At 65.9% G+C, this 20,590-nt stretch carries 27 protein-coding genes; 15 read left to right on the forward strand and 12 right to left on the reverse strand.

What is annotated here, in order from left to right:
• The first annotated feature begins 128 nt into the window (after positions 1-128).
• Positions 129-329: a hypothetical protein gene (locus tag N1032_RS01525; RefSeq protein WP_259537041.1), complete on the forward strand. Its 201-nt coding sequence runs from the start codon at positions 129-131 to the stop codon at positions 327-329.
• 23 nt (positions 330-352) lie between these two features.
• On the opposite strand, the gene N1032_RS01530 is transcribed toward N1032_RS01525, so the two are convergent.
• A complete protein-coding gene (locus N1032_RS01530) occupies positions 353-1,240 on the reverse strand; it encodes a DNA-processing protein DprA (protein ID WP_259537042.1) in 888 nt (295 codons plus the stop codon).
• 350 nt (positions 1,241-1,590) lie between these two features.
• Positions 1,591-1,902, reverse strand: a complete 312-nt coding sequence (locus N1032_RS01535; RefSeq protein ID WP_259537043.1) for a winged helix-turn-helix domain-containing protein — start codon at positions 1,900-1,902, stop codon at positions 1,591-1,593.
• Positions 1,903-2,266: 364 nt separating this feature from the next.
• Between N1032_RS01535 and N1032_RS01540 the strand changes: the two genes are divergently transcribed.
• Genes N1032_RS01540 through N1032_RS01575 form a run of 8 tightly spaced genes read left to right on the forward strand, consistent with a single transcriptional unit; the run spans position 2,267 to position 10,311 of the window.
• Entirely contained in the window at positions 2,267-3,460 is a 1,194-nt protein-coding gene (locus N1032_RS01540; RefSeq protein ID WP_259537045.1) for a MinD/ParA family ATP-binding protein, read from the forward strand.
• Between the two features lie 17 nt (positions 3,461-3,477).
• Positions 3,478-3,789 carry a hypothetical protein gene (locus N1032_RS01545; protein ID WP_259537046.1) on the forward strand — a complete coding sequence of 104 codons (312 nt, stop codon included), beginning with the start codon at positions 3,478-3,480 and terminating at the stop codon, positions 3,787-3,789.
• 3 nt (positions 3,790-3,792) lie between these two features.
• Positions 3,793-4,479, forward strand: a complete 687-nt coding sequence (locus N1032_RS01550; protein WP_259537047.1) for a hypothetical protein — start codon at positions 3,793-3,795, stop codon at positions 4,477-4,479.
• Positions 4,479-5,885 (forward strand): hypothetical protein, encoded by a 1,407-nt coding sequence (locus N1032_RS01555; protein WP_259537049.1) that lies wholly within the window; start codon positions 4,479-4,481, stop codon positions 5,883-5,885. Before N1032_RS01550 ends, N1032_RS01555 begins: the two co-directional genes overlap by 1 nt.
• On the forward strand, positions 5,882-7,531 hold the full coding sequence (locus N1032_RS01560) for a hypothetical protein (protein WP_259537050.1): 1,650 nt from the start codon (positions 5,882-5,884) through the stop codon (positions 7,529-7,531). Before N1032_RS01555 ends, N1032_RS01560 begins: the two co-directional genes overlap by 4 nt.
• Entirely contained in the window at positions 7,528-9,009 is a 1,482-nt protein-coding gene (locus tag N1032_RS01565; RefSeq protein WP_259537051.1) for an ATP-binding protein, read from the forward strand. The genes N1032_RS01560 and N1032_RS01565 overlap by 4 nt, the downstream gene beginning before the upstream one ends.
• A 4-nt stretch (positions 9,010-9,013) precedes the next feature.
• Complete coding sequence (locus N1032_RS01570; RefSeq protein ID WP_259537052.1) at positions 9,014-10,099, forward strand: hypothetical protein; 1,086 nt, start codon at positions 9,014-9,016, stop codon at positions 10,097-10,099.
• Between the two features lie 11 nt (positions 10,100-10,110).
• Positions 10,111-10,311 carry a hypothetical protein gene (locus N1032_RS01575; RefSeq protein ID WP_259537053.1) on the forward strand — a complete coding sequence of 67 codons (201 nt, stop codon included), beginning with the start codon at positions 10,111-10,113 and terminating at the stop codon, positions 10,309-10,311.
• Between the two features lie 567 nt (positions 10,312-10,878).
• On the opposite strand, the gene N1032_RS01580 is transcribed toward N1032_RS01575, so the two are convergent.
• Entirely contained in the window at positions 10,879-11,097 is a 219-nt protein-coding gene (locus N1032_RS01580; protein WP_259537054.1) for a hypothetical protein, read from the reverse strand.
• Between the two features lie 309 nt (positions 11,098-11,406).
• Between N1032_RS01580 and N1032_RS01585 the strand changes: the two genes are divergently transcribed.
• Together N1032_RS01585 and N1032_RS01590 are read left to right on the forward strand one after the other, a co-directional pair.
• The gene (locus N1032_RS01585; protein ID WP_259537055.1) at positions 11,407-11,667 is read left to right on the forward strand and encodes a hypothetical protein; all 261 of its coding nucleotides are present in this window, start codon (positions 11,407-11,409) and stop codon (positions 11,665-11,667) included.
• 133 nt (positions 11,668-11,800) lie between these two features.
• On the forward strand, positions 11,801-12,058 hold the full coding sequence (locus tag N1032_RS01590; RefSeq protein ID WP_259537056.1) for a hypothetical protein: 258 nt from the start codon (positions 11,801-11,803) through the stop codon (positions 12,056-12,058).
• Here the strand turns inward: N1032_RS01590 and N1032_RS01595 are convergent.
• Complete coding sequence (locus N1032_RS01595) at positions 12,029-12,373, reverse strand: DUF7882 family protein (protein WP_259537057.1); 345 nt, start codon at positions 12,371-12,373, stop codon at positions 12,029-12,031. The genes N1032_RS01590 and N1032_RS01595 overlap by 30 nt on opposite strands.
• A gap of 281 nt (positions 12,374-12,654) precedes the next feature.
• On the opposite strand from N1032_RS01595, the gene N1032_RS01600 reads away from it, so the two are divergent.
• Complete coding sequence (locus tag N1032_RS01600; protein ID WP_259537058.1) at positions 12,655-12,828, forward strand: CsbD family protein; 174 nt, start codon at positions 12,655-12,657, stop codon at positions 12,826-12,828.
• A gap of 70 nt (positions 12,829-12,898) precedes the next feature.
• Here the strand turns inward: N1032_RS01600 and N1032_RS01605 are convergent, their stop codons facing one another.
• From N1032_RS01605 to N1032_RS01635, 7 genes are all read right to left on the reverse strand, one after another.
• The gene (locus N1032_RS01605) at positions 12,899-13,498 is read right to left on the reverse strand and encodes a PRC and DUF2382 domain-containing protein (RefSeq protein ID WP_259537059.1); all 600 of its coding nucleotides are present in this window, start codon (positions 13,496-13,498) and stop codon (positions 12,899-12,901) included.
• A 5-nt stretch (positions 13,499-13,503) separates the two neighbouring features.
• Positions 13,504-14,178: a hypothetical protein gene (locus tag N1032_RS01610; RefSeq protein WP_259537060.1), complete on the reverse strand. Its 675-nt coding sequence runs from the start codon at positions 14,176-14,178 to the stop codon at positions 13,504-13,506.
• 22 nt (positions 14,179-14,200) lie between these two features.
• On the reverse strand, positions 14,201-14,983 hold the full coding sequence (locus tag N1032_RS01615; protein WP_259537061.1) for a PRC and DUF2382 domain-containing protein: 783 nt from the start codon (positions 14,981-14,983) through the stop codon (positions 14,201-14,203).
• A 136-nt stretch (positions 14,984-15,119) separates the two neighbouring features.
• Entirely contained in the window at positions 15,120-16,169 is a 1,050-nt protein-coding gene (locus N1032_RS01620; protein WP_259537063.1) for a YihY/virulence factor BrkB family protein, read from the reverse strand.
• Positions 16,170-16,277: 108 nt separating this feature from the next.
• Positions 16,278-16,853, reverse strand: coding sequence for a DUF3618 domain-containing protein (locus N1032_RS01625; protein ID WP_259537065.1), 576 nt, complete (start codon positions 16,851-16,853; stop codon positions 16,278-16,280).
• Positions 16,850-17,266: a phage holin family protein gene (locus N1032_RS01630; protein ID WP_259537066.1), complete on the reverse strand. Its 417-nt coding sequence runs from the start codon at positions 17,264-17,266 to the stop codon at positions 16,850-16,852. Before N1032_RS01630 ends, N1032_RS01625 begins: the two co-directional genes overlap by 4 nt.
• Positions 17,263-17,973 carry a hypothetical protein gene (locus N1032_RS01635; protein WP_259537067.1) on the reverse strand — a complete coding sequence of 237 codons (711 nt, stop codon included), beginning with the start codon at positions 17,971-17,973 and terminating at the stop codon, positions 17,263-17,265. Before N1032_RS01635 ends, N1032_RS01630 begins: the two co-directional genes overlap by 4 nt.
• A 177-nt stretch (positions 17,974-18,150) precedes the next feature.
• Here N1032_RS01635 and N1032_RS01640 point away from each other — a divergent pair, with 177 nt between their 5' ends.
• Together N1032_RS01640 and N1032_RS01645 are read left to right on the forward strand one after the other, a co-directional pair.
• Positions 18,151-19,305 (forward strand): AI-2E family transporter, encoded by a 1,155-nt coding sequence (locus tag N1032_RS01640; RefSeq protein ID WP_259537068.1) that lies wholly within the window; start codon positions 18,151-18,153, stop codon positions 19,303-19,305.
• A gap of 232 nt (positions 19,306-19,537) precedes the next feature.
• Positions 19,538-19,798 (forward strand): hypothetical protein, encoded by a 261-nt coding sequence (locus tag N1032_RS01645; RefSeq protein WP_259537070.1) that lies wholly within the window; start codon positions 19,538-19,540, stop codon positions 19,796-19,798.
• A 96-nt stretch (positions 19,799-19,894) separates the two neighbouring features.
• Here the strand turns inward: N1032_RS01645 and N1032_RS01650 are convergent, their stop codons facing one another.
• Positions 19,895-20,143: a cell division protein CrgA gene (locus N1032_RS01650; protein WP_259537071.1), complete on the reverse strand. Its 249-nt coding sequence runs from the start codon at positions 20,141-20,143 to the stop codon at positions 19,895-19,897.
• A 152-nt stretch (positions 20,144-20,295) separates the two neighbouring features.
• Between N1032_RS01650 and N1032_RS01655 the strand changes: the two genes are divergently transcribed.
• The gene (locus N1032_RS01655; protein ID WP_259537072.1) at positions 20,296-20,565 is read left to right on the forward strand and encodes a GlsB/YeaQ/YmgE family stress response membrane protein; all 270 of its coding nucleotides are present in this window, start codon (positions 20,296-20,298) and stop codon (positions 20,563-20,565) included.
• The last annotated feature ends 25 nt before the right edge of the window (positions 20,566-20,590 follow it).

The following is a 20,590-nucleotide window of genomic DNA, read 5'->3' on the forward strand; positions in this document are numbered from 1 at the left end:
TGACCGGATGCGGCATCCGGTCACCCACATGATCCGGCGAGGGGGCTGGCCCCCTCGCGCACCCCCATTCCTCCTCTATGACGTCGGCGGTCAGTGCAACGCTGATGACACACGGAGAGGGGATCTTGATGCAGGCGGTCATGTTGGCCGCGTTCGTCGTGATGGCGGTCGGCGCGATCCTGTTCGTCGTCCCGCGAGTGCTGCCGTTTCGGGGGCGGACCGCTCGTTCTCTAACTCGTCTTGCGGTGGCCGCCTGGCTGCTCGCGACTCTCTTGATCGTCGCCACGGTGGCGATCGGTCTTATCGGACACGCGCTGCTCTTTGCCTGAAGCTGCTCCCGTGACCGGTGCGCTCAGTGGAAGTGATCTGCATCACGAATGGAGGTGATGACGGTCGCTCCTCGCAGCGGACCCGTTCGCGGAGGCAGCGAGACGTCTCGGCTACCGAGGGTGCACGGAAGCAGACCGACGGGTCGCTTCATCGCGGTCGCAGCGTGGAGCATCGCCAAGTTGGTCGACGAGGCCGAACTTTCATCGATGATCACTTTCCCTGCAATCGCTGCGACGAGCTGCTTCGCGCGGCGCTGGCTCTCGATCGACGCCTCGAAGCCAGGCGGCAGCTCCGAGACCTGAACACCGAACCGCGTCGCGGATGGCTGCTCGGCAAACCCCGTTGCGGAAAGGGTGATCGACTGGGACTTCATCGCTTCCGCGGAACGCCAGACAAGGCTGTCGATGGCCTTGTTCGTGCCGGACACGAGCACCCATCCGCGCGATGCCAGACCGGTGGCCAGCTCGATCGCTGTCTGCCTCTCCTGCTGGCTCGGCGACGCCGCGCCGGCCATCGCGATCGACGGTGCGCTGAGAGCCCACTCATCACCACGGACCCACAGCAGCAGCGGGGCCGCGCCACGCATTGCGCCGAACTGCGCAGGCCAACTGTCGTGCAGAGGCGTAAGTATCCCCAGGCCGCGTTTCGCCGTCCTCTCCAAGATCCGCACCACGTGCGCTGCCGTTGCGTACGTGCGGATACGGCTCCGGGAAGCGTTGGTCAGCGGCACGATCGCATCGTGCTGGTCGTGCACTGCCGCAACGAAGCGGGATGCTCCACCGAAGACACGGATGCCGATGGAAACGGCGATGTCTCCACTCACACCGGCGGCGGCCAAAGCTACGCGGGCCGCGGTGTCGTCGTCCACCAGTGGAGCGGGGAACGGATGTGATGTCGAGGTTGCAGTCATGGTTGTTGTCTCCTCAGATCGATCATTTTTGTTTGCCTTCCGGCACAGAGATCGATGGCGAGGGAGGAGGCGAAGTGCGCCGAATTTCGGGCGAGATAAGCCCTTCAGGGCGCGTCCGAAAATCTGCGAACGCAGCCGAGGGAGGAGCTACGGTCGGCAGCCGGAAAGTTCAAACAAACCGAAAAGCGGCCGCAACGCGGCTCCACGTAGGCCCCGCACCGCGGGCGCTCACACCACGCGCACCGCGCGTGCAGTCGACGCACCTACGCGACCAAACCCGCACTACTGGAGGAGATCATGCGAGGGGGTTCAAAGACGCAGCTTCCATGCTGCGAAGGCTCAACGCTGGGTCAGCGGACCATCCAAGACCAAAGCACGCCGAGGTCATCAACGAACGCTCCGCGGTTGACCGAGTACCGCACCGTTCGCCCATTTCGCTGACCCTCGACATCAGCACTCACATAACCCGCCTGCTCCAGATCCGTCAGAGACACTCGGGCTGAGGCAAGGCTGACGCCGGTCGCTTCGGCGATATCAGCGACAGTCGACTCCGGGTGATCGAGCAGGAACCGCAGAGCGATCAACCGCGAACTCCCCGCGATAGCGCGATACGCGACCATGGCGCGCTCAGGCATGTCGCTCGGATCTCGACGGCTCGGCATGGCTCCATTGTGGCGCGATCACTGAGTGAACGTGCACGAACTGAGCCACCCCTGGCCCACGTGATCGCAGCGGATCAGCGCCGCAACCTCGCAATCTAAGTGTGAGGTAGCGGCTTGGCGTTCGGTGTTGCTCGTTCGGCCTAGCCTAACCAGAAGTCACCTCTTCGGGGGGTATAAATGATGACAGGTGTCGAGCGCGCTCGGCCAGATGTGAGGAAATGGGCCGCGAGTGACGGGAGTCAAGCCATGCCGAGCGGATAGGCGAATGTCGGGCTGGCAACCGATGAGCTTGCGGATCATAGGGCCAGCCTCGTCGGTTGTCTACAACTTTCCTACGCACGAAATGAGACTGGGAGTCCCAAAGATGAGTTCAGTACCTGTCGGTGAGTCACGCACATCCCACTTCGCAGGGGCCTACAAAGCCGCCGGCTACGTCGAAGACGCAGCCCCACAAGCGGACCTCATGGCCGTCAGCGAAGGCACGCTTATCGTGACCGCCCCAGCTCCGGTTGCGGCCGACGTTGTAACGGCAATCGAAGCAAACGAGGAGCCCGCGCGGACAGCCGGTGTCCACGCGGCCCCGATCACGGATGCGGAATTCCAGGCAGAGCTCGCGCCCGAACCACTGGACGACCTGGCAGTCATCAGCACAATTGAGAAAGCACCCACCGCCACCCAGGGGTGGCGCGGAATGATGAGCCGACTCGGGCTGAAGATGGAGCCCGGCGAGACCGAGAAGCAGCACCTACAGGCGGCCACACAGCTCAGACAGTGGGAGACCGTCATCAGGCAGTTCGTCGGCACGGAGGCCGTCGGGGTCCTCGTCGCGAACCCCAAGGGCTCCAGCGGCAAGACCCCCACGTCGATCGTGCTCGGCGGGCTGCTCGCCACGATCCGCGGCGGATCGGTCGCAGTCCTGGAAGTCTCCGACGACCGAGGAACGCTCTCCTTCCGTGCCGAGGGAAACCCGTCGCGGGGTGTGGCCGAGCTGGTGCGGGACTCGGACGGCATCCGTAGCGCGGGCCAGCTCGCCGGTTACACCGCTCCGCAGACCAGCTACGCCTCAATCATCGGCTCCGTCGGGAACCGCGCCCCGCTGACCCACGACGATGTTGTGTCGGCGGCTCGGGTCATTGATGAGTTCTACGCCATCAGGGTTATGGACTCCGGGAACCAGCCGACCAGCTCCGCATTCGCCGGCGCGATAGAGACAACGGATGCGCTCGTCGTGCCGGTGCTGAACTCGGCCGACGTCGTGCTCGAGGCCGTCGCCATGCTCGACCGGCTCCGCTCGGAGAGCCCGAAGGGTGCCCAGCTCGCGAACACGGCAATCATCGTGCGCCTGGTCGACGGACGTCCGGAGAACCCGCAGCTCGTCGCCCGTCTCGACAACATCATCGACCGCGCCGGCGTCGGGGGAGTGTTCACCATCCCCTACGACCCTCACATCGCCGAACGCGGCCAAATCACCCTCAGCAAGGTATCCCCGGCCACCCGGGCCGCATTCACCGCGGCCGCAGCCGGAGTCGTTCACACCATCCAGAAGAACACCAAGTAGGCCAGAAGGAGACAATCATGAGCCTCACCACCCGCGTGCTGGCGATCGACAACCCGATCGACGGCATCATCCCGGACTTCGCCATCTTCGGCGCCGAGTTCACCGCCCTCTGGCAGAAGCTCCTCGCGGGCCTCTGGGGCTTGGCGATCGTTGCCGCGGTCGTGTTCCTGATCGTCAACGTTGCGTCGATGGCGACCGCTTCCGCCGGCAACAACCCGATGGAGTACAAGACCAGCCGCACCGGCGCACTCGTGTCCGGTATCGCTCTCGGGATCCTCGCTGCCCTCGCGGTTGTCGTGGGGGCGATCCTGGCTGTCTTCGGGAACTGATCCATGCGTGCCGAAGCACGACCACCGCGCCGCATCTGGCCCTGGTTCATCGCCGGTGCCGCCGTGATCGCGGCCGCGGTCATCGTGCTCGTGATCGCCCTCCGGCCGGCACCGACCACCCAGGTCGATGCCGCACCCGTGCCGACCCCAACGCCCAGCACCACGGTCGTGATGGACCAGGAACCGACAGGATGCCTCGGCGGACCGGAGCGCAACGCGGCGATGCTGCTCGCGGCGCAGGCGGCAGCACCCCACACGACCAACGGAGCTGTCGAGTTGGCCGCGGCAATGGTGCGTTTCACCTTCCGTGACCCATCTGTGTCAGCCGATGAAGCAGCACAGGTCGAGCCGATCCTTTTCGCCTCTACCGCCACCCCTCAGTTCCGCGACTTGACCGGCGCTCTGCCCCAAGGACAGAACAACTCGTCGGGCGTCGTGCCGAACGGCACGCCGTTCTACCTGTCGACTGTCCCTGGGGTTTGGCACGTCGAGTCGGCCGAGCCTGATCGCGTCGAGGTGTCAGTTGGCGCGGGGTACGTCGTCGACGGTGAGCTGAGTGCCCAACTGCGATCGTCATCAACGCTGGCGCTCGTCTGGGAAGACGACACCTGGAAGCTCGAGAGCGGCTCGATCTCGCGCACGACGCAAGACCTCTACGCGATCGGAACCACCTTCACCGGAGGCTGCTGATGGACAACGACTGCCAGAACTGGATCGACTGCGCTGCAGGCGGCATCGGGGATGTCATCAACGGCGGTGGTCAGGTGCTCGGGTTCTTCCAAGACCCGTGGGGCAAGACGTTTGAGGCGATGCGGGACGCGTCGAAGAGTCTCGCCAATGACTTGCTGCCGGCGTTGACGTCGGCGACGCTGCCCGACCTGTCTGTCCACTGGTTCCTGAGCGCCTACGCGATTTCGTTCGCGACGGCGATACTCGTGATGGTCGTCATTCTGCTCATGCAGCTCGTGCGCACAGCACGCGGCCAGCAGTCGGGTCGGGCCCTGGCCGAATCCCTCGGCCTATACACACCCTTGTTTCTCGGTGGGGCGATGTTCGGGCCGCTGATCGGCCTGCTGCTGGTGAACTTCTTCCACTCGCTCTCGAGCGTGTTCATGAGCTGGGGCATCACCGGCAGCATCGACGAAACCATCAACGGATTCCAGACGATGCTCGACGAGGCGGACCCCGTCGGCATGGCCGGCGGGGTGCCCGTTGCCGCGATCTTGATGATCCTGATGCTCATCGGATTGCTGCTGGTGCTGTGCATCCTGATCGTGCAGCTCGTCGCGCTCTACTTCATGGGCGTCATCGTGCCCTTGGGCATCGTGTGGATCATCGACGAGAACCACCGCCGATTCGGGCTGCGCGTCATCGGCCTCTGGGTCGGCATCCTCGCCGCCCACCCGCTGCTGTTCCTGCTGCTGGGAGTCGCGTTCCAGATGATGGGTTCGAGCGTCAACACCTTCGGCAACAACGCCTCCCTCCAGTCCCTTGTCGGGCTCATCGTCGCCGTGATCGCGCTGTTCATCGCCGCGTTCTCCCCGTTGCTATTGAAGAGCTTCGCGCCCGTGATCCCGCTGGGCACAGGCGGCAACAACGGGGCCGGAAAAGATCCCGGCTCATGGGGCTCAGACAAACTCACCTCCGTCACGGACAAGCAGCACCCCGAAGCCACCCAACAGGCGAGCCCAACGAGCGAATCACAGGCAGCACCCGGGGTCATGGATGAGCTGCCCGCCTCGAGCGCCGGCGGCGGAGGGCTCGGCGCCGCAGCCGCCCAGCGAGCCAGCATCGGAGCCGCAGGAGCAGGCAGCGGCGCCACTGGTGGAGCTGGCGCGGCCGCCGGTGCAGGGGCCGGAGCATCCGGTGCTGCAGCGGGTGTGGCCGGGGCAGGTGAAGGCATCGCCGCGGGAACTGCTGCGGCCGGCGCCGGGGAGTCTGCAACGGGCGTCGGCGCCGTGATCGGTGTCCCGACGCTGGTGGCGGCCGGTGCGGTGGCGGCAGGAGCGAAGGTCGGGGAGAAGGCGGTCGAGTACACCGATGCGGCCGCGCAGCAGTCGCTGGACACGATGGATGACGAAGGAGCCGGCCAGTGACCACGGAACAACTCCACAGCGATGCCGCCCGCCACATCGGCGGCGAGAGCGGGCACCGCTCGTTCTTCGGCGGCACCGTCTCCAAGACCCGCATCGTGGGCCTCCTCGGGGCGTTCCTCGCCATGCTCGTCCTCACACCCATTCTCGGCATCTGGGGCCTCGCGCTAGGGCTCGGGGTGGGCCTGGTGGTGTTCTTCCTGACCCAGCGCACGCACCGCGGGTCGATCCTCGACCGGCGCACCCGACGGGCACGGTGGCGGGCCCGGGTGAAGACCGGAACCGACGCATTCGAGCCGTTCGACGTCGCCGAGTGGGACCAGCGCGAACAAGCCGCAGCGCAAGCCCGCGGCCGCACCGAGAAGTGGGAGGCCGCCCGGCAGCTCACGATCATGCGAAGCCACCCGGACGGTGCCGACGGCATGGGCTGGCTGCAGTGCGGCCACAACGAACCCGGAATCGCCTGGCACGCCCCGCTCGGCGAGCAGCCGTACCTGTCGGTCACGTTCACCGCGACCGGGCAGGTATCCGGGTCGGAGTCGTCCGCGAAGCTCCGCCGCGCAGCCGAGGCGTTCGGCCTGTTCCTGGCGTCGCGGGCGACGCCGATGAACCTGGTCAGCGATGTGCAGATGACCACTCGTGTGCTGCCGGCGGACTCGGCGATGCAGGAGTTCTGGGTACTCAGCTCCCTTGATCCGGACGCACCCGCTGAGGCCGTGCGCTCCTACGAGAACGTGCTGCGCCTGAACAGTGAAGACGCGATGGTGCAACGTCACTTTTTCACCGTCTCCTGGCCGATCACGGCCGCGTTCCATGACGCGGCCGCGAAGTACGGCGAGGGCCGCGACGGGTGGCGCGGGTTGATGCGGCAGGAGATCGCGTCGACGCTCCGCGGACTCACCGAGGCCCGCGTCGGCCACGTCGACGTGCTCACCGCGCGCCGCCTGGCCGCGGTGATGCTGCACCAGCAGAACCCATCCCGACCAATCGACCTCGTCAAGGGTGTCGACCCGGCCCGTCTCGGTGTCGCGTCGCATGATGAGTTCTCGGCGCAGATCGTCGAGGACATCGACCCGATCATAGGCACGCCGGTGCAGTGGTGGCATCGCACGGCCGCGATCCGGTCGGAGAATATGGCGATGGGTGCCCGCGGGCAGCTGTGGGCGCTCGATCTGCTCACCGGGTCCGACATTCGTTTCATCCGAACCCTGTCGTTCCACCTGCACCTCGTGCCCAAGGGCGAGGCGAAAGCCGCGACCGCGAAGGACCTCACGCGCGACCGCGCCGACAGACTCGACGACGCCCAGAAGGGTCGCGTCGAGAACGATGAGACCGGAGCCAACCTGTCTGCAGCTCGTCGGCGGGCGCTCGATCTGGCCCACGGTTCGCCTCATCACGGCGGCGCCTGGGTCGGTTACGTCACTATCTCCGAGAGAGACCGGAATGCTCTCATGCGCGCCTCCCGCGCTTTGGAGGAGACGTGCGGGACTGGGCTTGGGATCGAGCGGCTGGAGTGGCAGGACTCCTATCAGGCGGCCGCATCCGGCACGACGTGGCCGATCGGCCGTGGGCTCATCCCGGGCCGGTCCTCGTTCGGTTCCAGGTTCATCAACGCCCTCGCGGGCAAGAGCGAGAGGGAGGCGCTGTGAGCGCACACGCCGCAGACAAGACCGAACCCAAGGCGGCCGCGAAGGCTTGGCACACGATGCCGGTGCTGCGCGCGTTCGCTCCGCCCGTCGAGACGGCGGCCCAGGTCGATGAAGCCACCGGAGAGGCGCGCGAGATCGTGCCGTGGACGATGCCCGGGTCGCGGCTCCGCACCAAGCTCAGCGTGGCCCGCCGTGGCTTCTACGCGCCCGCTCTCCCGGGTGCGCCGACGTCGACGAGGCAGGCCGAGATCCTGAACACGGCGATCATCGGCGCACCGACCGGCACCAACGGTGTCGTGATCGGCCGGGACGTGCTTTCGCGCACGATGATCGCCCATGACCCGGTGACCGCCTACAACGCGACCCCGCGCCTGGTGTCGAGCCCGAACGTGGTCGTGATCGGTGACGTCGGCTCCGGGAAGTCATCGCTGACGAAGACCGTCTATGTGATCCGGCCGTTGCTGCTGAACAAGCGACGAGCTGTGGTCTTCGACAAGAAGGATCGCGGGGGAGAGGGCGAGTATGCCGAGCTGGCGCGGGCGTATGGGCACGAGCCCATCAAGTTCGCCGTCGACGGCTCCGGCACCCGCCTGAACCTCCTCGACCCGCTTATCAGCCGCGGCACTGGCATGGTCGGGCAGATGCAGCTCCTCAACGTCGTCGCCCGTCTCGCCCGCGAAGACCAGGCACTGAACGAGTGGGAAGAAGAAGCTCTCCGCGCCGCGCTCCGCCGCACCGTCAATCAGTACCAGGACGGTCGCACCCCGACCCTGGCAGATGTGCTGCCGAACCTGTCGCGGGTCGCGGACATGGACGACTACGCCGGCCTCTCACCCCAGGCCATCGACGCCCTGCATCAGGCGGGCCTGTCTGTGCGGTTCACGCTCAACACGCTGTTGCAGGACTACGGCGGCCTCCTCGACGGGGAAACCTCGAAGAACGTCGACCTCCGCGGCAAGCTCACCGCCTTCGACATCTCACAACTCCCCGACCAGGGCCCGGCCGTGCCGGCAGTTATGGCGATCGGGCACATGTGGCTCCTCGGCAGGCTCCGCGAAGACCGCGGCTGGGCCACGAACTGCATCTACGAAGAGGGCTGGCACATCGCCGCCGGCCCCTCCGCACAACTCGCCCGCTCGAACCAGAAACTCTCCCGCGGCCTCGGCCTGTCAAACGTGTTCGTGTTCCACAAAGGCACCGATATCCCACCCGGATCGCCCGGTATGGCCATGATCCAGGAAGCGCAGACCGTGCACGTGCACAGGCAAACCCTCCGCGAAGACGCGCTCTGGGCTGCCCGCACGTTCGCGTTCGGCACCGACACTGCGCAGCAGATCGAGCGCCTGGCAGACGGGCACCACATCTTCAAATACGCCTCCCGACCGGAGACGCTGGTGCAGCACATCCGGTCCCCGTGGGAGACACAGATCACCGACACCGACGAAGCATTCAAAGCCGCAGCCGGCATCCAGGGCTAACCGCATGGGCTGGAAACTCCCCGCCCTCGCGGCCGCCACCGTCGTCGTTTTCACGGCGACCGCGGTGCTGTTCGGCATGGCACCCGACGCGCGAGCCGGCTGCGGCAGCGGGGACGTCGACACCGGCACCGCCGGCAGCCAGTCGATCGCCGGATTCTCGGGCGAACAGCTTGAGAACGCCGCGCAGATCATGAACGCGGCCGCGGAGCTCCAGCTCCCCGCCGCCGCCCAGACGATCGGTGTGATGACCGCGATCGGCGAATCGACCCTCCGCAACCTCGACCACGGCGATAACGCCATCAACCCCGACGGGACCATCGCGGACTCGGTCGGGCTGTTCCAGCAGCAAGAACGCAGCTACGGCCCGCTCGCTGACCGGATGGACCCGTTCAAGGCCGCGACCGCCTTCTTCACCCGCCTCGAGGGGGTGCCCGGGTGGCAGACGATGGAACCAACGCTCGCGGCGCACGCCGTGCAGATCAACGCCGACCCGAACTACTACACACCCTTCTACGCCCCCGCCACCGCAATCGTGCAAGGACTCGTCTCGACCGGGGGAGCGGGAGCCTGCGCGATCGGCGGAGACGCAAGGCAGCTCGCGCAGCAGCTCGTCGAAGCCGCCGATCAAGGCCGACTCATCGGGTCCACACCGGATCACATCAAGGAAATTCGATGGATCGCCCAAGGTCAGGCCGTCCCGGATTGCAGCGTCGACGTTCGTATCCTCCAGGTGCTCGTGCTCTCCCTTCAGGTCTTCGACCAGGTCGGCGTTTCCGACATCAACCGAAAATGCACCGGCCAGATCGAGGGCGCCGGCACCGCCTCCTCGCACTACTTCGAGGGCGGCGGGCTCGCCGTCGACTTCTACCGACTGAACGGGCAGGGGCTCACCGGCGCCGACGGAAACTCCCTCCGACTCATCAGCGCCCTCGACCCCGTCATGCCCGACGGAGCCCGCGTCGGCCAACTCCTCTGCCGTGCCGAGGCCGGCACCACGATCGGGACCACGCACTTCACCCAGTTCGATGACACCTGTACACACCTCCACATCGACGTCGGATTCACCGACGGCCAACTCACCACCAACTGAAAGAGCCACGCATGATCTCCAGCGGCTTCAACCTCTCCGGCATCCTCATCGCTATCCTCGCCTACGCCGTCCCCGTCGCGATCGTGCTCTTCGCCGCGTACTGGGTCATCCGCTCCGCCGTCGGCAGTGCCCTCAAACGACACCAATACTGGCTCGACACCCGAAACGCACCCACCGGCGGGATGGGGCTCCCGCCCGACGTTGACACCTAGGCGTCAACCCAGCTCGAGCACACTCATCAAAGGCAAGCGCCCCGCGCGCGGCAGCCCAACTGCAGGAGACACATCTGTGACAGCAGACGAGACGCCCACCGAGCTGATCCTGTGGTGGAACGGGCGAGGCCAATGGGGAGCCCGCGCCAAGCATGGACGCCAACGCGGCTGGGCTTACGTCGACGAACTCGCCGACCTGCCAGCCGCGTTGGCGAAGCCACCCGCACGGCCGGAGGCAGGATCGCGCCCGGGACCACCATCGATATTCAACGACCCCCCACTGTCGAACGCCTGGTGCCCGAACTCGTAGAAGCCGAGGTATACGCCGCTGAGCTCCGCCAGCAGCTCCGCGCCCACGAGCAACACATCGACCAGATGCGACAGAAAGTCTTCACCTCACTGCGCCGCGCGAAGTTCCGCCCACAAGACGCGCTCCACCCACTCACTCACGGCTTCACCGTCGAGATCCCCACACCAAGCCCGGCGGCCAGCAGCGAGGACACCGCCAGCCAGGGGCCACCAACTCGTTCCGAGACGGTGTAGACCGCTAGTGCGTCCGCTCGTCGCCTACGAAAGGGCGGCGCGGAGAGCCTGCACAGCCAATTCCGGGGTCTGAAAGGCCCCAAAAGAGAACACTCGCGCCGTTTCTGCACTGTTGTCAGCATGACTGAGCCGATAGCCGTCAGGTTCTCTCTCAACCCGCCAGGGCGTTTCGACAAGGGCGCCGTCAATCTCTTGGACGACCCAATAGTGGTCGTCTTCAATTCCGCGCGCGATGTAAAGCACGCTCCGACAGTACGACCACCTCTCCACCCCGGCACGATCAATCGAGGTTAGAACCGGCGGGTGCGTCGCTGCCCAGTCAGCAGGCGACTGGAAGCGATTGGCAAGCCGGGGCCCGGTTCGGCGGAGAGCACGAGCAGCTACGGTCCACAATCGGATGCAACATGCATCCCCCGCTATGCGAGGTCGAGGGCACCGACGTCGATCCACCCCATACAACTCGAACCCACGTCACAACTCCAACTCACATCCGAGGCTGGACTTGTCGGCGAAGCTTGCAGATCGAGGCGAGAGCCCGGCACTGTTGGGCCTATGCCGCGCTTCGTTTCACTGCCCGATCGGGATGGTCCAGCCGGCAGTGCGCGAATGTGGATCAATCCCGAGCACATCGTGTCGCTCGTTCCGAAGGTTCACCGTGACGGAACCCACCACATTCTGCGGGTCGAGATCAAGCTCGTGGGAACGCCGGCTTTCGACGCCTGGCTGGGACAATTCCATTCGGGAGCAGATGCCGACGCGCGCTGGGGAATTTTCCTGCGTGACCTCGGAAACCACCAGCCCGCTGAGAGCTGATAGGACAGCTCGGCGAACCCGAGTCCGACAGGAGGGCAAGGCCTCCTCGCGCGCTGGGGCTGTCAAGCCCTCTCGCTTTGCTGTCGGTGTGATGTTCACTTACGGAGACGAGCGATCGGGAGGGACGTGCCGGATGATGCTCACTATCGGTGATCAGCGGTACCGTCTCGCCGACCACGAAGACACCGCCCGGGTCCTTGACGACGCCCTGAACGCCGCCCGGTCCGGCGCGGGCCTTGTCAGGTTCGCGACGATCGACGGCGTGCTCGTGACCGCCGTTGTGACCGCACACGTCCCCGTCGCGGTCACGGACTACCCGTCGGTGACGCGGGCTGTGGGTGAGACCGCGAATGATGCGGGTCTAGCGTTCTGGGACTTCGACGCGTGGTGACGGTGGGGCGAGCTGTTCTTCGGGCTCATTCATGATGTAGAGGCCGGTGCCGGATGTGCAGGAGTCCGCCATCGCCCGCAACCAGGTGTGATTCAGGCGCGGCGCCCGGCCGCCGAGGAACTGGAATCGCACATCCGTTCCCGGGTGCACCCAGAACGTCTCTCGCCCAGAGCCCTCAGCTGGCTCGTGGCGGAGCGAGAGGGCGACGCCGCGGCCGTTGCGCAACTCGGTCAGAATGATGACCTTCAGATGGGCTAACGCCCGGTCGTCGATCTGTGTCATGAACCCGGTGGGTCCGATATAGAGATAGCCCATGAAAAATCCGCCTGGATGGTTATGAGAAACCAAGGCGAATGACCGTCTTAATAACTCGGTGGATGCCCCCGAGATCGAGAGCCGCGATTACCGATACAAGTTCCACAATTGCCTGTGATGCACGCCACAGCAACCGCCGCAAGGGGACTTGACATCGACTCCCACAGCTCGGGTTTGTTGATTGTCGACGTCGGGTTAGCGCTGTGTGGCGTCATGACGGGCGGGGGAGCATGGTGGTTAGTGGTGCCGCAGTCGCGGTCCAGATGACGGGAGGTGCCCTGATGGGTGCAGACGACAAGATCAAGAACGCCGCTGAGGATCTGGGTGGTAAGGCGAAGGAAGCCTTCGGTAAGGCCACCAACGATGACTCCAAAGTCGCGGAGGGCAAAGGCGATCAGGCCAGTGCCGATGTGAAGAAGGCTGGCGAGAACGTGAAGGACGCGTTCAAGAACTAGTTGCGCGGTCAGCGCAAAAAGGCCCACCCCGATGATGGGGCGGGCCTTTTCTCGTAGGTGTGTCGGTCACCTAGTCCTGGGTGGGAGGGAGTGTGTCCCGTTGGTCGACGGCGACGCGTTCTTTCTGGACGTCGGCGGTGACCTGGTGCTGCTCGGTGACGGTTGTGGTCTCGAGGTGCACTTTAGCCACGGGCACCTTCTCTTTTGACACGACGAGTCGCTCCTCCCAGAGCACACGGTCGTCATCGAGTTCCTGCGTCGGGGCGGCGCGGTCGGGTGCGGTGCCGTGGTCGACTTCGCGGTCCCTGTCAGTTTCCAGGTCGTCGGTCACGGCTGGGGGTGCGTCAGTTGCTGTCGGCGGCTCGCCCGAGTAGTGCCGGGTAAGTTCTTGCTCCTGCTCCGTGTCGAGGCCTTTGTCGCCATCGGGTCGGGGAGCGTTCTTGACGAGGTCCTTGTCGTAGGGGACGTAGACGTCGTCGTGCTCCCAGGTGGCCTCGTGCAGCGGTACATACGTGGTGTGCCGGCCAAGCGCCCCGACGTGGACTTCGGCCCAGGTGGGATGCCCGTCGGTGGCGTCGACGAACACCTGGCTGATGCGTCCGATCTTTTCCTCGTCGGTGCCGTAGAGGGTGGCGCCGACGATGCTCTGAATGTTCGCAGAAGGAAGCATCCGGGTCACCGCCCGAGGCCGGCGCGGTCGACCTTGCGGTGGAACCGCATTCCGGCCGCCCCGCCAAGGAGCGCGCCGGCGAGGCTGGCAAGGGCGAGAACGATGGCGGTGATGATGCCGGTGGTGGTGAGGGCGCCCTCGTTGATGGGGATGCGGGGGAAGCTGTTGAGGTTCCCGAGCAGGTTGAACTGGCTGCCGGCGATCGCGCCGATGATGGCCACGACGATGGCGATGACGACCGCCCACAACCACACGGCCAGTCCCTGCTTGACGCCGTCGAAGCGGGCCATCCGGCCGGCGACGTAACCGCCGGCGAAGTAGGACACCAGCAGCACCACGACGAGAGCGATAGCGCCGATGATCCCGATGGTGGTGGTGTCGCCTTCGTCGAGGTTCTGGCCGTTGTCGGTGACGCCGAGACCGATGGCGGCGCCGGTGGCTGCGAGGAGGGCGGTGAGGATGACGCCGGTTCCGGTAGCGGTCAGCCAGCCGAAGAACGCGGACCCGAACTTGAACCCGCCGAACTTCTCTTTCTCCCGGCCGACGACTTCCTCGCGAAGTGTGCTGCGCTCCTCGAGCGGAACCGAACCCCCGGCCGGAACCGACCCACCGGTGGCGGGAACGGACCCGCGTGGCGGGGTGGTGCGGTCGGGGTTGGTGTTGTCGTTCGTCATCGTCATGCCCTCCTTCGCAGCGTCGGGATCAGATCCGCGGCGCGGTGCCGTCGGTGTTCGTGGTGCCTGAGGTGGTGTCGCCGTCGATGTCGATGCGTTCCTTGCGGACGTCGCCGGTGACGGTCTCCTGCTCGGTGACCGTCTCGGTGTCCAAACGCACGCGTTCGACCGGGACGGCTTCGGTGTCGGTGATCACCCGGTCGCCGGTGAGGACAACCTCGTGCTCCTCTTCGCTGATCGCGGGCCCGTCGAGGGCGTCTCCGATGTTGCCGTCGGTGATGGGCTCGGTGACGACCCGCACCTCCTCGTGGCTGACAGGGACGGTGACGGTCTCCTGCTCGGTGACGACGTACTTGTGCAGGCGGGCCCGCCCGGTCTCGACTCGTTCGGTGCCGACACGGAGGTGCTCCTCCGAGCGGGTGATCGCATCGTCCGTGTTCGGGCCCGAAGTGTCGTGCCCGACAGTGGTGTCGGTGGGGCTGTCGTAGTCGGCCGATCCGGCGTTGTAGCCGTAGTAGGTGTAGAGGTTGTCGGTGTCGTTCTGGTCGAGTTCGCCGTCGGTGTCGACGCGGGGGGCGTCTTTGACGAAGTCCTTCTCGTAGGGCACGCGCACGTCGTCGCCGTCCCAGTTCGCTTCGGTGGCCGGCACAAACGATTCGCCGGTGCCGAACAGGCCGGTTTTCACGGTGATCCAGGCGGCGCCTCCGGTGGCGGGGTCGAGGAAGACTTGGCCGACGGAGCCGATCTTGTCGCCGTCGTTGTCGTAAACGGTGGCGCCGGTGAGAGCGTCGAGCCTGCTGCTGTCGATCATGGCATTCTCCTTCTCGAGTGTTCATTCCCACTGACGTGGGCATGTTCTTCAGTGAGCCACCGAAACCGGTTCCCACAGCCGGGTTCACATCCCCGGCTGGCAGGCATAGACTGCCGGTCCGCGGGTGAACGGCGGGTTACTCGCCGTGTTGCTGGCGGATGCGGCGTCCTTCCTCAATGTCTTTCTGCTCCTTCGCGGCGATCTTGTCGCTTTTCTTCGTGTCGCGCGGCGGAAGCTGAATGTCTTCCTCGGCGGCGATGCCGGCCTGGAGTTGGCGGCCGCGCTCGAGTTCGGCGTCGAATTCGGCGCCGAAGAGGATGGCGTTGTTCACGATCCAGAGCCAGAGCAGGAAGATCACGACGCCGGCGAGGGAGCCGTAGTTCTTGTCGTAGTTGGAGAAGTTCGCGACGTAGAACCCGAACGCCACGGTCGCGATCGCCAGGACTATGAGGGCGAGGAGGGCTCCCATGCTCATCCACCGGAACTTCGGCTGCTTCGCATTCGGGGTGGCGTAGTACAGGATCGCCAGGATCAGCACGAGCACTAGAGCGAGCACCGGCCATTTCGCGATCGACCACACCACTGTGGCGGTCTCGCCGATGCCGAGGGCGGAGCCGACTGCATCGGCGACGGGTCCGGACACGACGAGGATGATGGCGGCGATCACGATGAGCACGAGCGCGATGACGGTGACGAGCAGCTGCACGGGCTTCAGCTTCCAGAACGGGCGGCCTTCCTCGATCTCGTAGATGCGGTTCATGGCCCGACTGAACGCGGTTACGTAACCGGACGCCGACCAGATGGCGACAACGAGCCCGCTGATGAGGGCGAAGCCGGCGGCGGGGGAGGATGCGAATTGCTCGATGGGGCCGCGGATGATGTCGGCCGTGCCGCCCGGGGCGACGTCGTCGACAATGCCGAGGATCGCGTTCGAGGCGGCCTGCCCCTGCCCGACGACGCCGAGGAGCGAGAAGATCGCGATGAGGGCGGGGAACAGGGCGAGGACGGCGTAGTAGGTGAGGCTCGCGGCGATGTCAGTGCACTGGTCGGCCGAGAACTCCCGGGCTGTCTTTTTCAGCACATACACCCAGGAGCGTTTCTTCAGGTCGGTGGGGCCGTCGGCCTTCCTGGCGTCGTCGGGGTCTGGGGCGTTCTTGTTGACCCTCTGGGAGGCGTCGGTGCTCATCAGGAGTCCTTCGGTTCGAGATCCGGGGTGGGCGTGTGGTCGAGGAGGCAGAACGGCGGTGGTGCGAGGGGGCCCCCGCATCCACCGCCGTCCGGGGAGTGACTACCGTCAGCTGTTCTGGACGGTGTCTTTCGACTGCTGCGCCTGGTCCTTGACCTCGTCAGCAGCCGAGGTGGCCTCGGACTTGACGTTGTCGACGGCGCCGGTCGCGGCGTCCTTCACTGCGGCGGCGGCGTCCTGGGCGGGCTCCTTGAGGTTCTGGCCGACCTCCTTGGCCGCGTCCGTCGCCTGCTCGATGAGGGGCTGCGCCTTGTCCTTGAGGTCGGAGGCGACTTCCTTCTCCTTCGTCGACGCCGGGATCAGCGACGCCGCCAGAAGGCCGACACCGAACGCGATCAGACCCACCGCGAGCGGGTTGCCCTCCGCCTTCGCCTTCGCCGTGCTCGCGGCATCGGAGACTGCCCCGGCAGCCGAGGAGCCCTTGTCCGACAGCGACGAGTGAGCGTCGTCGGCGACGCCGAACACGCGGTCCTTCACCGACCCGACGGCGCCCTTGACCTTGTCGGTCTGACGTCCGACGATCTTCGAGGGGGTGACCTTGTCGGCCAGGGCGTCGACGTCGCCGCCGAGCTCGGCGCGGGTGGCCTCGATGCGGGCACGGATCTCTTCAGGTGAATCAGTCATCGGTTCTCCTCATTTCGCTTCAATGTCTCAGGGATCTTCTTCAGAGATTCGACGGTCTTAGGTGCGCCGTTAACCTCTTTGAGCTGCTTCTTGCCGACCAGGAACAGGATCAGCGCGATGATCGCCCAGATCAGGGCCACGACCACGCCGGACCAGCCGCCGCCGATCAGGGTGCCGAGCGCCCACCACAGGGCGATCGACAGGAACAGGATCACCATGCTCGCCGCGTAACCGGCGCCACCGAGCATCCCCGCACCCTTCCCGGCACGGGTCGCGGACTGCTTCAACTCGGCCTTCGCGAGCTCGAGCTCCTGCCGCATCAGCGTGGAGAGGTCTTTCGTGACCTCACCGAGCAGATCGCCGAGCGACGTGTTCGCCGCTTTCTGCTCAGACGGTGTGTAGTCGTCAGTCATCGCGGGTACTCATCTCCCGGCAGCGTGTACCCGTCATCGTTCAGGGTCGAGGCCCGCTCGGTGTAGAGAGGAGTCTCATCCACCAGTCCCGGGGCGGCGACCGGCGGGTCCACCACGGGGGGAGGGGTCACCACGGGGGCAGTGGTAGCGGCGGACGGTGCGGATGCTTCGGCTTCCTTCTCGTCCGCAGCTGCGGCGGCGAGTGACCGGGTGAGACGGCCCGCGACAACGCCCGCGATCGCCGCGACGGCAATGAAGGTTCCGGGCTTGCGCCGCGCGTACGCCTTGACCTCGTTCAGCAACGAACCGGGGTCGCGGCCGTCGAGCCAGGACGCGGCGCTGCCGGCACGGTCAGAGACCTGGCGCACCAGATCCGAGGCGAGGCCCTGCTGGTCCGAGTTGCTCGCCATCGAGCCGAACTCGTCACCGATCGACCGCAGCCCGGATGCGACGCGCTGCTGCTGCACGCCCGCCTGCTCCTTCAGCTCGGACGTGGTCTGGGCATAGAGGTCCTTTGCCTGGGACTTGGCCTCGTGCGCGACGTTCTTCGCCTCGTCCTTGGCGGTCCCCGCGACGTTGCTCGCCTGCTCGGTGGCAGTGTCCTTCAGGTTGGCGGCCTCCTGTTTAGCGGTGTCGACTTTCCCCTGGTCATCGTTCGCACCGGGCTCGAAGCCGCTCGGCGGCACAGGAACATAACTTTCCGACATAGTCTTTCCTCTCGATCACCGACCAACACGACCGGTGAATCCGAGCCAACTCGCAAAATCCAATTCCGCACGCGGCTTGACACCTGTTCTGGGTTGGAGTTGACTACCCGCTCGCAACGCACGAAAGCCCAAGCGCTCTCCGAACCGTCAACCGTGAGGCAGTGGGATGGTGGTGACATGACTGCAGACGAACCCATCACCCCCACACCCGTGCCGCCTGACACGAAACGGCCCCGGCCCACGATCCGTGAGCTGTTGACCGATCGGTTGGGTGAAGTCGGCATCCGGAGCGCACAGATCCTGCTCGGGCTCACCCTCGCTGCCGTGATTGTGTTCGCACTCGTACAACTGAAGCTCGTGGTCATCCCCGTGTTGATCGCCCTCATCCTGGCGGCCTCACTATCACCGGTGATTCGATGGATGAGGCGCCGCGGCCTGCCCGCGATGGTCGCTACCTGGGTCACCCTCATCGGCGGCATTGTCGTGTTCGGCGGCATCGTCACCCTCATCGTGTTCGCTGTCCGCGGGCAATGGGATGACCTCTCCAGCTCCGCCGTCGAAGGCATCGACCACATCGGCGACTTCCTGCAATCGGGGGCACTCCCGATCGAGCAGTCTCAACTCGACAACGCCCGCGACGCTCTCACCGGATTCGTCACCAGCAGCCAATTCGGCACCGGCGCCCTCGCCGGCGTCTCCGTCGCCGCCGAACTCATCACCGGCGCCCTACTGGCCGTCGTGGTGCTGTTCTTCTTCCTCAAAGACGGGGGCCGCATCTGGGCGTTCTTCCTCCGCCCGTTCCACGGCCGAAGCCTTGCCCGAGGTCACCGCATCGGCGCCACCGCCGTGCGAACCCTCGGCGGGTATGTGCGCGGAACGGCGATCATCGCGTTCGTCGACGCTGCCGGAATCGGCATCGGACTCAGCATCCTGCAGGTGCCGCTCGCGCTGCCGCTGGCGGTCATCGTGTTCATCGGCGCGTTCATCCCCATCGTCGGCGCAACCGTCGCGGGCATCCTCGCCGCTCTCGTCGCTCTCGTCGCCAACGGCCCCGTCGCTGCGCTGATCGTGGTGGGCATCGTGATCCTGGTCAACCAACTCGAGGGCAACTTCCTGCAACCGGTCGTGCAGGCCCGCTCGCTGAAGCTGCACCCCCTGGTCATCCTGGTGGCGCTGACGGCCGGCACCATCCTCGGCGGAATCGTCGGCGCCGTGCTGTCAGTCCCGATCGCCGCCGTCGCGTGGGCAATCGTGAAAGCCTGGAATGCCCCCGACGAGGCCGCACCACCATTCGCGGAGCCCTCCGCCGACGAGATCGCTCAAGGCGACTAGCCGCGCTGCCGGACCGCGTCATCGCCGCACCGACCACACCCGAACCCCAGTCGCAACAGAATGGCATCCCCGAACGTAAGGTTCGCGCTCTCGCCCTTCGCCACGGGGGCGCCACGCGCGCGTGCGCCTTCACCCGTCGAATAGCAAGCCCACGTCGCGCGAGACCCGTGCGCGTACGATGGGCTTAGAGACGTCACCGTGGCGCAAGCACAACGCGTCAACAGGAGTTGAGATGGTCACAGTCTGGGTCGATATCGAACGGTACGGCCTGCGAGACGGTACCGACTCCGCGCAACTGCAACGCGACGTCACCGCGGCCACACGCGACGGAGGCGGATTCGTGCAGCTCACTCAAACAGGCCACGACGTCGCTGTTCTCATTACCCCGGCGATGCACGTCTCCATCCACGACATTCCCATCCACCACATCGACGCTGACACGGGGCCGTGGAGCGACCTCGCATTCCTCGACTTCGACGACTACCCGGCCTGACAACAGCAAGAGCCCGCCTACGGCACGGGTGGGACGTGAGTTCACGGTTCGGTCGATTACAGGGCGGGTAAGGTTCGATCGCGGTCGCGCGCTTGGCTACTCGCCGCGCCTGCTGAGCCGCGTCATCGCCACACCCGTGGAACCGAGCACGAGTCCCATCAGGACGGCGCCCCCACCGATCAAGAGGTTCGCGCTCTCGAGATGTCGAACCGGGGCAGCGCCACCGGTCACCACGTACACCACGATCCACGTGCCACCAGCGAGAAGGCAGAGAGCGCCGATGGCGGTGGCGATGATACCCGCGGTGAGCAGTGCTCTGCTGTGGGGAGCCGAAGTCGGCGACATGATGCGGAGCCTACGCCGCGCCGCGCATCGATCCCAGGGCAACCCCGCCCCGCTGCAATGACTAGTGGGCTGTCGGACCTCGCCCTATCGTTGCGACGATGGAATTCGCGGGCCAAGCTCAAACCGCCCCCTACAGAAATGGACTCTTGCCCATGAGCTTCATCGCCTTCCTCATCCTCGGTCTCCTCGCCGGCGCCATCGCCCGCCTCATCCTCCCCGGAAAGCAGGCCGGTGGGTGGATCATCACCCTCATCCTGGGTGTCATCGGCGCCCTGCTCGGCGGCTGGCTCGGCGGCCTGCTGTTCAACGCGAACCTCGAGGAGTTCTGGTCGCTCCAGACCTGGGCTCTCGCCATCGGCGGTTCGATCATCGTGCTACTCATCTATGGCCTCATCTTCGGCCGCAAGAACCGCCGCGCCTGACCAGAACGCCCGAAGCCCCCACCCG

Source organism: Herbiconiux daphne (genome assembly GCF_024979295.1).
Classification (GTDB): Bacteria; Actinomycetota; Actinomycetes; order Actinomycetales; family Microbacteriaceae; genus Herbiconiux; species Herbiconiux daphnes.

Bases quoted from the DNA above. Each gene is read 5' to 3' on its own strand.
- N1032_RS01555 (WP_259537049.1), top strand. From the start codon at position 4,479: ATGGACAACGACTGCCAGAACTGGATCGACTGCGCTGCAGGCGGCATC.
- N1032_RS01610 (WP_259537060.1), bottom strand. From the start codon at position 14,178: ATGACGATGACGAACGACAACACCAACCCCGACCGCACCACCCCGCCA.
- N1032_RS01620 (WP_259537063.1), bottom strand. From the start codon at position 16,169: ATGAGCACCGACGCCTCCCAGAGGGTCAACAAGAACGCCCCAGACCCC.
- N1032_RS01540 (WP_259537045.1), top strand. From the start codon at position 2,267: ATGAGTTCAGTACCTGTCGGTGAGTCACGCACATCCCACTTCGCAGGG.
- N1032_RS01645 (WP_259537070.1), top strand. From the start codon at position 19,538: ATGGTCACAGTCTGGGTCGATATCGAACGGTACGGCCTGCGAGACGGT.
- N1032_RS01595 (WP_259537057.1), bottom strand. From the start codon at position 12,373: ATGGGCTATCTCTATATCGGACCCACCGGGTTCATGACACAGATCGAC.
- N1032_RS01525 (WP_259537041.1), top strand. From the start codon at position 129: ATGCAGGCGGTCATGTTGGCCGCGTTCGTCGTGATGGCGGTCGGCGCG.
- N1032_RS01550 (WP_259537047.1), top strand. From the start codon at position 3,793: ATGCGTGCCGAAGCACGACCACCGCGCCGCATCTGGCCCTGGTTCATC.
- N1032_RS01575 (WP_259537053.1), top strand. From the start codon at position 10,111: ATGATCTCCAGCGGCTTCAACCTCTCCGGCATCCTCATCGCTATCCTC.
- N1032_RS01635 (WP_259537067.1), bottom strand. From the start codon at position 17,973: ATGTCGGAAAGTTATGTTCCTGTGCCGCCGAGCGGCTTCGAGCCCGGT.
- N1032_RS01590 (WP_259537056.1), top strand. From the start codon at position 11,801: ATGATGCTCACTATCGGTGATCAGCGGTACCGTCTCGCCGACCACGAA.
- N1032_RS01650 (WP_259537071.1), bottom strand. From the start codon at position 20,143: ATGTCGCCGACTTCGGCTCCCCACAGCAGAGCACTGCTCACCGCGGGT.
- N1032_RS01605 (WP_259537059.1), bottom strand. From the start codon at position 13,498: ATGCTTCCTTCTGCGAACATTCAGAGCATCGTCGGCGCCACCCTCTAC.
- N1032_RS01530 (WP_259537042.1), bottom strand. From the start codon at position 1,240: ATGACTGCAACCTCGACATCACATCCGTTCCCCGCTCCACTGGTGGAC.
- N1032_RS01655 (WP_259537072.1), top strand. From the start codon at position 20,296: ATGAGCTTCATCGCCTTCCTCATCCTCGGTCTCCTCGCCGGCGCCATC.
- N1032_RS01640 (WP_259537068.1), top strand. From the start codon at position 18,151: ATGACTGCAGACGAACCCATCACCCCCACACCCGTGCCGCCTGACACG.
- N1032_RS01535 (WP_259537043.1), bottom strand. From the start codon at position 1,902: ATGCCGAGCCGTCGAGATCCGAGCGACATGCCTGAGCGCGCCATGGTC.
- N1032_RS01545 (WP_259537046.1), top strand. From the start codon at position 3,478: ATGAGCCTCACCACCCGCGTGCTGGCGATCGACAACCCGATCGACGGC.
- N1032_RS01630 (WP_259537066.1), bottom strand. From the start codon at position 17,266: ATGACTGACGACTACACACCGTCTGAGCAGAAAGCGGCGAACACGTCG.
- N1032_RS01600 (WP_259537058.1), top strand. From the start codon at position 12,655: ATGGGTGCAGACGACAAGATCAAGAACGCCGCTGAGGATCTGGGTGGT.
- N1032_RS01625 (WP_259537065.1), bottom strand. From the start codon at position 16,853: ATGACTGATTCACCTGAAGAGATCCGTGCCCGCATCGAGGCCACCCGC.
- N1032_RS01585 (WP_259537055.1), top strand. From the start codon at position 11,407: ATGCCGCGCTTCGTTTCACTGCCCGATCGGGATGGTCCAGCCGGCAGT.
- N1032_RS01570 (WP_259537052.1), top strand. From the start codon at position 9,014: ATGGGCTGGAAACTCCCCGCCCTCGCGGCCGCCACCGTCGTCGTTTTC.
- N1032_RS01615 (WP_259537061.1), bottom strand. From the start codon at position 14,983: ATGATCGACAGCAGCAGGCTCGACGCTCTCACCGGCGCCACCGTTTAC.